This window comes from Actinomycetospora sp. NBRC 106378 (genome assembly GCF_030269685.1).
In the GTDB taxonomy this organism is placed as follows: domain Bacteria; phylum Actinomycetota; class Actinomycetes; order Mycobacteriales; family Pseudonocardiaceae; genus Actinomycetospora.
Genome location: NZ_BSTT01000004.1, coordinates 258,937 through 271,120, shown reverse-complemented (window position 1 = coordinate 271,120; position 12,184 = coordinate 258,937). Strand labels below are relative to the sequence as shown.

Here is a 12,184-nt window from a genome sequence, read left to right as displayed (position 1 = left end):
ACTTGTGTGGCACCGGGGCCACCTGGGTGCACCCCGTGCCACACAGGTCGACGACGGCGGGGCGAGCAGAGGGCACGCGAGGGATGTCAGCGGCACGAAGCGCCCCGGAGGGGGGCCGGTGCCACTGACAAGGGCCACACCGTCGTCAGACGACGAACTTGTGTGGCACCGGGGCCACCTGGGTGCACCCCGTGCCACACAAGTTCCTCCGCCGGACGGTCACCGCAGCGGCGGGAGCTTCCTGACGACGAGCGCGATCGCCTCCTCGGCCTTCGCGCACGGGTCGGTGGTCTGGCGGGTCATCAGTCCCGACCACTCGGTCTCGAGCGCCTCGCTCGGGCCCAGCCCGGTCGTCACCGTGCACGTGTTGTCGTCGAGCCGCATCCGTTGCCGGACCGCAGGCATCCCCTCGACGGTCGTCGGCTCGAAGATCGGCAGCACACGCGCTCGGTAGGTGTCGACGAGCAGGTCGCGGCCTGCGTTCACGGCCATGGCCAGACGCCCGTCGCTCGCCGTTCGCCACGAGCACTCCTGGACATCGATGGACGTCCGTTGCCGGCCGGGCGCTCGCAAGCCGAGAGTGAGCAGTTCGGGCCCCGACAACAGGTCGCAGGGCTGCCCAGCGAACGCCCGACCGTCGCGCGGCTCCATCACGACGGGAGCGCCGTACCGGATCGGACTCGCTGTCGTCGGAGGAGTCGGCGCCGGGGCCTGCGCCGAACAACCTGTCATGACGAGTAGGAGACCGAGAGCTCCGACCAACTCACGGCAGCGCATCGAACCCGCGGCCGGCCGATTCCTCGGCGAGCCGGTACTCCCCGAGTTCGGTCTCGATCGCGTGGACCAACGCTTCGAGGCGTCGGAGGCCACCATCGAGGGCGCTCAACAGACTTCCGGTTCCGCCCACGGCCACCGTCTCCAGGACCGACGCTGCGTCGCGGCTCACCTCGTCGCTCGTCCCCGGATCGACCTTGCCCAGCTGGACCGCATCTCGTCGGATCGCCGTCAGCTCCTCGGCCGCCTCCCTGAGATCCCGGAGGACCTGGGGCGCGGCCGCGAGGTCGACGGAGAACGAGTCGACGGCCGGGACGGTCGGCATCGCCTGGCGCGGGACGACCTGGCCGGTGGAGAGGACGGTCGGGTCGGAGGCCTGCGGCGGGGGCGGCGGCGGGAACGCCGGAGCGCCACGGGACGGCTCCGTGTACAGGCCGAGCGGCACCGGGACACTCACCCGACCCACGCTAGCCAGCCGAACCCGCCGTCGGGAACGGAACGGACGAACTCAGCGGAGGAGGCCGGCGACGTCGCCCGCGGCGAGGAGCATCGTCAGGACCGGGACGACGCCGGTGGCGGGGACGCGGAAGGAGCGGGCGTCCTGCTCGACGACGCGGGCGGCGGTCAGGGCGCGCAGGTGGTGGTAGACCTGCCCGGTCGAGGAGAGATCGGCGGCCTCCTGGAGCTCCGCGGCAGAGGCGGGTCCGGCGAGCAGCCGGCGGACCAGGGCGAGCCGGACGGGGTGGCCGAGGGCCGCGAGGACCTCGGCGGTCGGACCGGCCGGGAGGTCGACGACGGCGGCCGGCGAGTAGCCGATCCGCCACGACACCTCGCCGTGCAGCCGGACCGCGCCCTCGTAGGACAGGAGCCCGGACTCGTCCGCCACGTCGGACGGCGGCGCCGGGGTGGACGACTCCAGCGCGGCGACGCGGGCCTCGAGGGCGGCGAGACGGTCGTCGGTCACCGGCCGATCGTCCCACTCACGCGACGCAGGCCAGACGGTCGAACCGGTCCGGGGAGACGAGGGCCTCGAGCACGAGCCCCTGCTGGCCGGTGACCTGCTCGGTGACCGGCGGCGTCGTCGGGAGGTCCCGCCCGAGGACGACCGCGTAGCCCGTCGATCCGTCGTCGCGACGGAGGAAGCCGCCGAAGGTCAGGACGCCCACGAGGCTCCCGCCCTTGAAACCGATCGTCCCGGCCGACGTGGGGCCCTGCCACGTCAGGTGTCGGGCGGCCACGTCCGCGCCGGGGACCGCGCCGGTCGCGATCGCCCGGTGGAGGGCGAGGAGCTGGGTGGGCGTGCCCTGCGCGGTGGTCGCCGACCAGGCGAGGGCGTCGGCGACGAACCGGGCCGGGTCCTGCGCCGCGGCCGCGGCGACGCGCCGGGCGACCTCATCGTGGAACGCCGCGTCGTCGGCCACCCGGCGGCCGAGGCGCCCGTCGAGGTCCATCAGCTGGGCGTGGGTCGACCCGGGGGTGACCAGCTGCGGCATCGCGAGCCGGGCCGTGGCGCCGGCGAACCCGGGCAGTTCGACGCCGGACCAGCCGACCGAGGCCGCAGCGGCCCGCAGGGCGTCGTCGCCGAGCCGGGCGCGCAGCCAGTCGGCGGCGGCGTTGTCGCTCTCCCGGATCATCGCCGTGACCAGCTGGTCGACGGTGTAGGCCGGCCCTGGCCCGAGCCGTTGCAGTGCCACCGGATGGGCGCCGCCGTCGGTCCCCGCGACGTACCAGCGTTCCCAGTCGACGCGGGCGACCGGCTCGTCGGGGCGGATGCGCCCGTCCGTCACGGCGGCGGCGTAGGCGGTCAGGTGCACGACCTTCACCGCCGAGGCGAGCGGGAACGGCGTGTCGGCCCCGTGCGACACCACGTGCCCGCGCCCGTCGTCGACCACGAGCCCGACGGTCCGGGGCGCTCCCGCGACGCGGCCGAGCCAGCCGTCGGCGGTCGTCAGGTCCGACGACCCGACCGGCGGGCAGGAGGCGGGCGCCGACCCGCATCCGACCAGTGCCAGGCCGAGGAGAACCGTGATTACGATAATCCGGAATGTCGACATGCCGGCGACGCTAGCAGCCGTCGCCCGCTGTTCGCCTCCCCGACGGCGTGGCCCCGCTCGGCACGGGGCACGGGTCCGACATGGCGTTCACGTGGATTCGCGGCCGGCTCGTGGTGGTCGGCTACTCCCCCGACGGCGACTCGGTGCGGTTCGTGCCGGACGAGATCGCGACCGTGCGCGGGCTGGAGAACGGCGGTCGGGTCGACCCGAGCACGCGGGACGGCAGCATCCAGCTGCGGCTCGACGCGATCGACGCGCCGGAGACGCACTACCAGGACCAGGCGCAGCCGCTCGCCGGCGAGGCCCGGACGACGCTGCTCGAGGCGGTCGGCTTCCGCGACGTGACGTTCGACGACCACGAGACCGTCACGGCGGCGACGCCGGAGTCGGTCCCCGCCGCCATCTGCGCAGCACTCGTCGAGGTCAACGGCCGCCCGGTGGCCCTGCTCGTGACCGGGGACGCGGCCGGGGCGCACGCGGACGGCGACGAGGTCGATCCGGCGACGGTCGTCGACTCCTCGGTCAACGCCACGCAGACGAGCAACGGGCGCGCCTACCTGACCCTGTACACCTCGACGCCGGAGCCCGTCCGTCACCGATTCCTGGAACTCGCGGCCGCGGCGACGGGGTCCGGCAGCGTGTGGGCCGCCGACCGGTCGGGCGGGTTCACGCTGACGAAGCAGGCCGACGTCGGGCCGGACGGCCAGCTGATCCTGCCCAAGCTCTTCCGGCGCGCCACCGACTACCTGCGCGCCGACACCTCCGAGACCTTCCTCGAGTGGCTGCGCGCCCAGGGCGGCGACGACGACCCGGTGGAGGCGGCCGGCCGCCGCACGACCCTCTCCGAGCTGATCACGCAGGACGGCGACCGCGTGTCGCTCACGGTGCCGATCACCGACCTGGTGTTCGTGGAGGACTAACCGGCCCGCAGCGCCGTCACCATCGCCTCGACGGCGATCTGCGGCTTCACGTTGGTCTCCAGCGCCTCGCGGCAGGCCAGCACCGCCTCGAGGCGCCGGAGCGTGGACTCGCGCGAGCCGTCGCGGGCGGCGTTCTCCACCTCGATCGCCCGGTCGGGATGCGTGGCGGCGACCTGGGCGTGGAAGCCCCGGACGAGGACGTCGCGGTAGTACCCGGCCAGATCGACGAGCGCCCGGTCGAGCGAGTCGCGCCGGGCGCGGGTCTGCCGCAGCTTCTGCGCCTTCTCCAGCTCCTTCTCCGCGGCCTTCGCGACCCGTTGCGCCTGCGCCACGCCCTTCCCGGTGCCGCCCGCCCCCATCGAGACGGCGAGTTCCTCGCGCTCCGCCTCGTCGCGCGTCCCGGTGAGGGCCACCATCTCGGCCTCGGCGGCGGCGAGCATGTCGTCGGACGCCTCGAAGGCAGCGGCCGCGTCCCGCAACGCCCGCGGCAGCCCCAGGACCGCCTCGCGGCGCGCCCGGGCGTCCTCGTCACGCGCCAGACGCCGCGCTCGACCGATGTGCCCGCCGCACACGCTGGCGGCCCACGACGCGGTCTCCGCGTCGATCCCGTCGCGCTCGCGGAGCACGTCGGCGATCGCCGACGCCTGCGGGGTGCGCAGCCGGACCGGCCGGCAGCGGGACCGGATGGTGACGCTGACGTCGTCCGGGTGCTCGCTCGGCGCGCAGAGCAGGAACACGGTGCGCTCGTTCGGCTCCTCGACGGCCTTGAGCACGGCGTTCGAGGCGTTCTCCGACATCCGGTCGGCGTCCTCGATCAGCACGACCTGCCAGCGCGCGGTGGTGGGCATCCGCGCCGCCCGCTCGATGACCGCGCGCATCTCCTTGACCCCGAGCGAGAGCTTCTCGGTGGCCACCTCGTGGACGTCGGCGTGCGTGCCGGCGAGCACCGTGTGGCAGACCTGGCAGGCGTCGCATCCCCCGCGCGGGCACTGCAGGGCCGCCGCGAACGCCCGGGCGGCCACCGACCGACCCGACCCGGGCGGCCCGGTGAACAGCCAGGCGTGCGTCATCCCGGCCGTGACCCGCGGCCGGTCGTCGGGGCCGTCGGAGGTGAACCGCACATGGGCCGCGTGCTCGGCGGCCGCGCGCAGCTCGGCCACCGCCTCCGGCTGCCCCACGACCTGCGACCACACGCTCACACCAGGAGATGATGCCCCAGGCCACCGACAGGCTCCGCCTACAGGTGCAGGGCCAGCGCGAACACCGCGATCAGGACGGCGATGAGCACGATCAGCGGCGCCCCGAGCCGCACCCCGCCGAGCGGACCGGGCGCGCGGCGCGGCGCGCCCGCGCGCCACTCCCCGAACTGCGCGCGGAACTCCGCCTCCTCCCGCCGTTCCCGCTGCCACGCCGACTCCTCGCCGTCCCCGGACCGGGCAGCCGGGACCTCCGTGAACTCCGGCGGGAGCACCCGTTCCCGACGCGGCCGCGGGATCGGCCGGGGCGGGGGCACCTCCCGCGCGAGCGGGCGCAGCGCGCGGCTGCGGTCCTCGTCCATCCACCGCGAGACGCCATCGGGGTCGGTCGCACCCGGGAGCCGCAGGTCCGACGGCCGGGGCGTGGCGGTCGTCGGGTCGTCCCCCCGACGGGCCGGTCCGGTCCCGTCCGGGCCGGCGAGGGGGTCCCCGAACCCCTCGGTCGTGCGCTCGTCCATCTCTCGACGATCCCCCTTTCGAGCGTCATCGGCCACTGTCCGCGCCGACCGACGCGCGTGGCACGGGCCGGGAGCGGGCAGGAGACCGGTATGGGACTCAACTACCGCAAGAAGCGCCGCCTGGGCCCGCTGCCGATCTGGCGGAACGTCTCGCGCTCCGACTCCGGCAAGACGGTGTCGTACTCGTTCAAGCTGGGCCCCTGGACCTGGAACAGCCGGACGAAGAAGAGCACCGTCGACCTGCCCGGCGGCTACTCGTACACGTCGGACTGAGTCACTCGCAGGCCACACCGTCCCCGTCGCGGTCCAGCTTCGCCGCGTATCCGGGCTCGCCCCGGTGCAGGGGCGTCACTCCGGCGGCGCGGGCCTCGGTGCAGTTCTTGTAGGACGCCGCCGCGGGCCTCGGGGCGGCGGCGACGGGCCTCGGCTGCGGGGCCCGCGGTGACACCGCGGGGCGCGGCTTCGGCTGCGGCTTCGGCGACGGGTTCCCGACGACGGGTGCCGGTTGCCTCGTGCTGCTGGTCGCGGCGGTCCCGCAGGTGCGTCCGTTGCCGTCGAGGGAGCGCAGCCGGGCCTGCACCGCGGCGGAGGCGTCGTTGCGACCCTTCGTGTAGATCGCGGTGTGGTCGGCGCGGACCATCATCTCCGCGAAGTCCCCGTCCGCGTAGGAGACGTAGCGCAGCTGCCGGCCGTACCGGTCGAGGTCGACGCCCGGCTCCGTGGTGAGCCGGACGGCCTGCCCCAGGATCGCGTCCTCCGCCGCGCGCGTCGCCCGCCTGCCGCCGGCCGTGGGCGCCTCGCACGAGTCGATGCCGAGCACCCGGACCTCGGTGCCGCCGTCGACGACGAACGTGTCGCCGTCGATCACCCGCGTGACGGTCGTGCCGGTCGTGGTGGCGGCGTCGGTGTCCGCCACCGGGGACGCGGCGACCGGGGCCGCGGAACCCGCCGCACCCGACGTCGGGAAGGAGCGCTCCGGGACGCACCCGGCGAGCAGCAGGACGGCCGTGACGGCCCCGACGACGAGCGCGACGATGCGCACCGATCCCCCCGATCGATTCGACCGGGCGCACCCTGCGCCTCGGACGACCGGGCTATCGACGCCCTTGACCTCGTCGTTACCCGAGCGGCCGGACGACCTGCAGCGCGTGCTCGACGAGGGCGTCGAGACGCTCGTCGTCGGGAGCGGGGGCGCCGGGGTGGAAGAGGGCGTGGTCGAGCTCGGCGCCGACGAGCACGAACGCGAGATCGGCCGCGACGCCCTCCGGGTCCTCGATGCGGACCAGGCCCCGCTCCGTCAGGTCGGCCAGTCCGGCCGCCACCGTGCGCAGCGTGGCCCCCGGCGCCCGTCGGTGGTACTCGGCGGCGAGCTCGGGGAACCGGCAGGCCTCGGCGATCACGAGGCGTCGGACCGCGAGCACCCGGGGGCTCAGGACGGCCGCCGCCCACCGCCGCATGAGCCCTCGCACCGCCGGCTTCACGTCCTCCGGCCGCGAGACGGCCGCCAGCACCGTGGACAGCTCGGTCCCGAACGCCTCGGCCGTGGCGGTGACGCCGAGGACGACGGCCGCGAAGAGTCGACGCTTGTCGCCGAACTGGTTGTAGACCGTCTGCTTCGACACCGCGGCCGCCGCCGCGATCCGGTCGGTGCCGGTCGCCTGGTAGCCCTCTGCGAGGAACAGCTCCGTGGCCGCCCGCACGATCGCGGCGCGCGCCGGCTCGTCCCGGCGTCGCCCGGGTGGCCCCCCGCCGTCGACCCGCACGATCAGCTCATCCACTGGACCGAACGGTACTGCTCTCGGTACCGTCCGGTCCAGTCGGAGTACTGATCAGTCCAGAGGGGCTCGCCATGACCACCTCCCGCCCCACCGGCCCCTCCGGCAGCCCGCTCGTCGGGCGCGGGGACGCGGACCGCCACGCCGCCGTGACGCGGTCGCTGCTCGGCTACGGCCTGCTGGCCGGACCGCTGTACGTCGTCTCGGCCCTCGTCCAGGGCCTGGTCCGGGACGGGTTCGACCTGACCCGCCACGACGTGTCGCTGCTCGCGAACGGCCCGGGCGGGTGGGCGCAGATCACGACGTTCGTCGTCTGCGGGCTCATGACGGCGGCCGCCGGGGTCGGCGTCGTCCGGGCGTTGCGGACGCTGCACACCGGCCGGGCGTGGAGCGGGTGGCTCGTCGTCGGCTACGGGATCGGCCTCGTGGGGGCAGGGGTGTTCGTGGCCGACCCGATGCAGGGCTTCCCGCCCGGCACCCCCGACGGACCACCGGCGACGGTGTCGGCGAACGGGACCGGGCACGTCGTGTTCGCCGCGCTCGGCTTCCTGTGCCTCGTCGTGGCGTGCTTCGCCGTGCCCGCGGGCCGGCCCTGGTTCGGCCGCGTGACCGGGGTGCTCCTCCTCGTCGCCTTCGTCGGCGTCGCGAGCGGATCCGCCGCACCCGTCGTCGTGATCGGCTTCTGGATCGCCGTGATCCTCGCCTGGGCGTGGCTCGCACTCACGAGCCTCGACCTGTACCGGCGGACGCCGTTGCTGACGCCCGTCGGGTGAGTCAGGTCGTCGGCGACTTCCGGGCGGTCGCCTTCTTCGCAGGGGCCTTCTTGGCGGTCGCCTTCTTGGCCGGGGCCTTCGCCGCGGCGGGCTTCTTCGGCGCCGGGCCCTTGGCCCGCTTCTCCGCGAGGAGCTCGGAGGCCCGCTCGTCGGTCAGCGTCTCCACGCTGTCGCCCTTGCGCAGCGACGCGTTGTAGCCGGTGCCGTCGGTGACGTAGGGGCCGAAGCGGCCGTCCTTGACCACCATGGGCTCACCGGACACCGGGTCCTTGCCCAGCTCCTTCAGCGGGGGCTTGGCCGCGGCCCGACCACGCTGCTTCGGCTGCGCGAAGATCTTCTGCGCCTCCTCGAGCGTGACCGTGAAGAGCTTGTCCTCGCTGTCGAGCGACCGCGAGTCCTTGTCCTTCTTGATGTAGGGCCCGTACCGCCCGTTCTGCGCGGTGATCTCGACGCCGGTCTCCGGGTCCTTCCCGACGACGCGCGGGAGGCTCAGGAGCTTCAGGGCGTCGTCGAGGGTGATCTCGGAGAGCGTCATCGACTTGAACAGCGAGCCGGTACGCGGCTTCTCCTTCGCGCCCTCCGGCAGCACCTCGGTGACGTACGGCCCGAAGCGCCCCTCCTTCGCGAGGATCTCGTGCCCCGACCCCGGGTCGGTGCCGAGCGAGCGGCCCTCCTGCGGCGTGGCGAACAGCTGCTCGGCCAGGTCGAGGTCGAGCTCGTCGGGCGGGAGGTCCTCGGGCAGGTTCGCCCGCTGGGAGCGCTCCTCGCCGTCCTCGGTGATCGTCCGCTCGAGGTAGGGCCCGTAGCGCCCGACCCGCACGACGATGTCGCGGCCCTCGCCGTCGACCACGATCGGCAGCGAGTTGATCTCGCGGGCGTCGATGCCCTCGAGGTTGTCGCCGACGAGCTTCTTGAGGCCACCGAGCTGGGTCATCGACGCCTCGACGCCGTCCCCGGTCGTGCCGTTCGCGGACTCGCCGTCGCCGCCGAAGTAGAAGTGCGAGAGCCACGTCTGACGCTGGGCGTTCCCGGACGCGATCGCGTCCAGCTCGTCCTCGAGGGTCGCGGTGAAGTCGTAGTCGACCAGCCGGCCGAAGTGCTTCTCCATCAGCCCGACGACGGCGAACGCGATCCAGCTCGGGACGAGCGCACTCCCCTTCTTCCAGACGTAGCCCCGCTCCTGGACGGTGTTGATGATCGACGCGTACGTCGACGGACGGCCGATGCCGCGCTCCTCCAGGGTCTTGACGAGGCTCGCCTCGGTGTAGCGCGCGGGCGGGCTCGTGGCGTGCCCCGACGGGTCGAGCTGGTCGGCCGTGAGCCCCTGGCCCTCGGCCAGGCGCGGCAGCCGCGACTCGGCGTCGTCGGCCTGGCCGCCCTCGAGCTCGTCCACGGTCTCGACGTAGGCCCGCAGGAAGCCGGGGAAGGTGATGGTGCGACCCGACGTCGTGAAGGTGCACGCCTCGCCGGTCGCGGCGGTCGCCTCGATCCGCACCGTCATCGTCGTGCCGCGGGCGTCACGCATCTGGCTCGCGATGGTGCGCTGCCAGATCAGCTCGTAGAGCCGGAACTCGTCGCCGCCGAGCTCCCCGGCGACCTGACCCGGCGTCCGGAAGGAGTCCCCCGCCGGACGGATGGCCTCGTGGGCCTCCTGGGCGTTCTTCACCTTGCGCGTGTACTGGCGCGGCTGCTCCGCGACGTTCTCGGCGCCGTACAGGTCGCGCGCCTGGCTGCGCGCGGCGTTGATGGCGGTCTCCGAGAGCGTCGTGGAGTCCGTACGCATGTAGGTGATGTAGCCGTTCTCGTACAGCCGCTGCGCGGTGCGCATCGTCCGCTCCGACGAGAACCGCAGCTTGCGGCCGCCCTCCTGCTGCAGGGTCGAGGTCATGAACGGCGCGTAGGGCTTGCGGGTGTAGGGCTTCTCCTCGACCTCGGCGACCGTGTAGTCGCTGGCGCCGAGGGCCTCGGCGAGCCGCCGGGCGGAGGCCTCGTCGAGCCGCGTGACGGCGTCGGACTTGAGCTGCCCCCGGGCGTCGAAGTCGCGGCCGGTGGCGACGCGCCGGTCGCCCACCTTCGTCAGGGAGGCCTTGAAGGTCGAGGTGTTGCCCGTCTCGGCCTTTTTGCCGGTGTTCAGCTGGGCGTCGATGCCCCAGTAGCCGGCGGAGACGAACGCCATCCGCTCGCGCTCCCGCTCCACGATCACGCGGGTCGCCACCGACTGGACGCGGCCCGCCGAGAGCTTCGGCATGACCTTCTTCCACAGCACGGGGCTGACCTCGTAGCCGTAGAGCCGGTCGAGGATGCGCCGGGTCTCCTGCGCGTCGACCAGGTCGTGGTCGAGCTCGCGCGGGTTCGCGGCGGCGGCGCGGATCGCCGACTCGGTGATCTCGTGGAAGACCATCCGGCGGACCGGGACCTTCGGCTTCAGCGTCTCGAGGAGATGCCAGGCGATGGCCTCGCCCTCGCGGTCGCCGTCCGTCGCGAGGTAGAGCTCGTCGACCTCCTTGAGGGCGTCCTTGAGCTCGGTGACCGTCGACTTCTTGTCCGGCGTGACGATGTAGAGCGGCTCGAAGGAGTTGTCGACGTCGACCCCGAGGCGCGCCCAGCTCTCGCCCTTGTACTTGGCGGGCACGTCGGCGGCGCCGCGCGGCAGGTCGCGGATGTGCCCGCGGCTCGACTCGACGATGTAGCTCGAGCCCAGGTAGTCCGCGATCTTGCGGGCCTTGGCCGGGGACTCGACGATGACCAGCCGACGGTTGCCGTCGCCGGCCGGCGTCGCCGTGCCGCCGCCGTTCTTCCGACCGCCGCCCTTCGCGGTGCTCTTGCGCGTGCTCGACGCGCGGGCGCGCTGGGTCGGAGCCGGCGTGTCGTCGGCCGTCGCGGTCGCGCTCCGTGCCGGTGTCGTTGCCGACTTCCCAGCCGCTGCCTCTCGCGCTGCCACCAGTCATGCCTCGTCTCGTCGCCTCGTGGCGGCCCGTTGTCGGGTCCCCCACTCGTCGCCAGTGTGCCTCACGGCGACGTCCGTGCCATCGAGAACGTCGACCGCGGTGCGGTCGTTCCCGGATCACCCACCGATTCTCGCTGGTCATGAGCCTGGATCGGCTCCGTCAGTCCGGCCACACCCCGTCGTGGAGGTGCCGTGGCCGGTCCCCGACCAGTTCGGCGAGCCGGCGTTGTCGCGCCCGCCCGACGATCCGGACGACGGGTTCGCCGGAGTCCCCGGCGAGGGTGGCGCCGAGGCCCGCCCGCTGACAGGCCGTGAGCAGGGGCTCGTGGGTCGTCGGGGCGAGCGGGTCGAGACCGAGAGTGTAGGCACGGCCCGCCCACCGCCCGGCGGCCAGGACCCACAGGCGTAACCGCGGGCCGTCCAGCTGGAGGGGATCCGGGACGTGCTTCGGGTCGGTGTGCCAGTGCTCCGCCAGCGGCAGGAGGTCGGCCCGGAAGGCGCTGCGCACCACCGGTCGCCCGTCGGGCAGGCGCTCCACCTCGGCCGGCACCCCGCGGCCCCGGAAGGCACAGCACAGGGCGTGCGCGCGCCACTCCGTCATCGGGTCCGTTCTCCCGACAGAGCAACCGAGCACGCCGACAGGAGATGGGGCCGGCCCGGGCGCGGCAGGCGGCGGCTCCGGGGTGGAGGGCGCCCCGTCGTCACGGACCGGGAGGTCGTCGTCGTAGATCTCGTCGACGCCCTCCTCCCAGGCCCGGGCGGGCGGCTCCTCGGTGGGCGCCTCCGGCTCGGGCGTCGCCGGCTCCGGGGTGGATTCGACGGGCTCTGGCTCCGGCTCGTCGTCGAGGTCCTCGTCGGGCGCCTCGTCGGGCGGGGGTGGTGGAGCGCCGAGGACGATCGTGAGGCGCGCGGCCGTGCCGCGGCCGAACAGGGACATGCCCCCGCCGGCGCAGAGCACGCCCTCGAGGTCGGTGATCGCGCGCGGCAGGGCGTCCGCCGAGTAGAACGACATCTGCCCCACGCGCGCGCACTCTAGAACATGCGTTCGAACGATGGACGATCACGCGCCGGTCGTGTCTCGGCACCGCTCTGCCGACCCGCTCGCGAGGGGTGCGTCAGGCAGCCTCCACGGCCTCCGGACCTGCCTGGCGTGCCTCTCGGGCGACCACCCGGCATCGGGCGACCGTGGCGCCGCGCTGACGTCAGGTGTCAGCCGTGTGCCACCGC

The 12,184-nt window shown here is 73.9% G+C and carries 13 protein-coding genes; 3 read left to right on the top strand and 10 right to left on the bottom strand.

What is annotated here, in order from left to right:
* Positions 1-219: 219 nt before the first annotated feature.
* The 4 genes from QSK00_RS12755 to QSK00_RS12740 are packed head-to-tail and all read right to left on the bottom strand — an operon-like array spanning position 220 to position 2,828.
* Positions 220-732: a DUF3558 family protein gene (locus tag QSK00_RS12755; protein WP_285591121.1), complete on the bottom strand. Its 513-nt coding sequence runs from the start codon at positions 730-732 to the stop codon at positions 220-222.
* A gap of 31 nt (positions 733-763) precedes the next feature.
* Positions 764-1,231, bottom strand: a complete 468-nt coding sequence (locus QSK00_RS12750; protein ID WP_285591120.1) for a hypothetical protein — start codon at positions 1,229-1,231, stop codon at positions 764-766.
* A gap of 51 nt (positions 1,232-1,282) precedes the next feature.
* On the bottom strand, positions 1,283-1,738 hold the full coding sequence (locus tag QSK00_RS12745; protein WP_285591118.1) for an ArsR/SmtB family transcription factor: 456 nt from the start codon (positions 1,736-1,738) through the stop codon (positions 1,283-1,285).
* Positions 1,739-1,754: 16 nt separating this feature from the next.
* Positions 1,755-2,828: a serine hydrolase gene (locus QSK00_RS12740; RefSeq protein WP_285591116.1), complete on the bottom strand. Its 1,074-nt coding sequence runs from the start codon at positions 2,826-2,828 to the stop codon at positions 1,755-1,757.
* Between the two features lie 47 nt (positions 2,829-2,875).
* Between QSK00_RS12740 and QSK00_RS12735 the strand changes: the two genes are divergently transcribed.
* Positions 2,876-3,748, top strand: a complete 873-nt coding sequence (locus QSK00_RS12735) for a hypothetical protein (protein ID WP_285591114.1) — start codon at positions 2,876-2,878, stop codon at positions 3,746-3,748.
* Here QSK00_RS12735 and QSK00_RS12730 read toward each other — a convergent pair.
* Together QSK00_RS12730 and QSK00_RS12725 are read right to left on the bottom strand one after the other, a co-directional pair.
* Positions 3,745-4,947, bottom strand: a complete 1,203-nt coding sequence (locus tag QSK00_RS12730; protein WP_285591112.1) for a DNA polymerase III subunit delta' — start codon at positions 4,945-4,947, stop codon at positions 3,745-3,747. The genes QSK00_RS12735 and QSK00_RS12730 overlap by 4 nt on opposite strands.
* Positions 4,948-4,985: 38 nt before the next feature.
* Complete coding sequence (locus QSK00_RS12725) at positions 4,986-5,462, bottom strand: hypothetical protein (RefSeq protein ID WP_285591110.1); 477 nt, start codon at positions 5,460-5,462, stop codon at positions 4,986-4,988.
* A 90-nt stretch (positions 5,463-5,552) separates the two neighbouring features.
* Between QSK00_RS12725 and QSK00_RS12720 the strand changes: the two genes are divergently transcribed.
* Positions 5,553-5,735, top strand: a complete 183-nt coding sequence (locus QSK00_RS12720) for a DUF4236 domain-containing protein (RefSeq protein WP_285591108.1) — start codon at positions 5,553-5,555, stop codon at positions 5,733-5,735.
* A 1-nt stretch (position 5,736) separates the two neighbouring features.
* On the opposite strand, the gene QSK00_RS12715 is transcribed toward QSK00_RS12720, so the two are convergent.
* Together QSK00_RS12715 and QSK00_RS12710 are read right to left on the bottom strand one after the other, a co-directional pair.
* The gene (locus QSK00_RS12715) at positions 5,737-6,504 is read right to left on the bottom strand and encodes a thermonuclease family protein (protein WP_285591107.1); all 768 of its coding nucleotides are present in this window, start codon (positions 6,502-6,504) and stop codon (positions 5,737-5,739) included.
* A 76-nt stretch (positions 6,505-6,580) separates the two neighbouring features.
* On the bottom strand, positions 6,581-7,240 hold the full coding sequence (locus QSK00_RS12710; protein WP_285591105.1) for a TetR/AcrR family transcriptional regulator: 660 nt from the start codon (positions 7,238-7,240) through the stop codon (positions 6,581-6,583).
* A 71-nt stretch (positions 7,241-7,311) separates the two neighbouring features.
* On the opposite strand from QSK00_RS12710, the gene QSK00_RS12705 reads away from it, so the two are divergent.
* Positions 7,312-8,010, top strand: coding sequence for a DUF998 domain-containing protein (locus QSK00_RS12705; RefSeq protein WP_285591099.1), 699 nt, complete (start codon positions 7,312-7,314; stop codon positions 8,008-8,010).
* Position 8,011: 1 nt separating this feature from the next.
* Here the strand turns inward: QSK00_RS12705 and topA are convergent, their stop codons facing one another.
* Complete coding sequence (gene topA / locus QSK00_RS12700) at positions 8,012-10,759, bottom strand: type I DNA topoisomerase (RefSeq protein WP_285591447.1); 2,748 nt, start codon at positions 10,757-10,759, stop codon at positions 8,012-8,014.
* Positions 10,760-11,117: 358 nt separating this feature from the next.
* Complete coding sequence (locus QSK00_RS12695; RefSeq protein ID WP_285591097.1) at positions 11,118-11,978, bottom strand: hypothetical protein; 861 nt, start codon at positions 11,976-11,978, stop codon at positions 11,118-11,120.
* Positions 11,979-12,184: the final 206 nt, after the last annotated feature.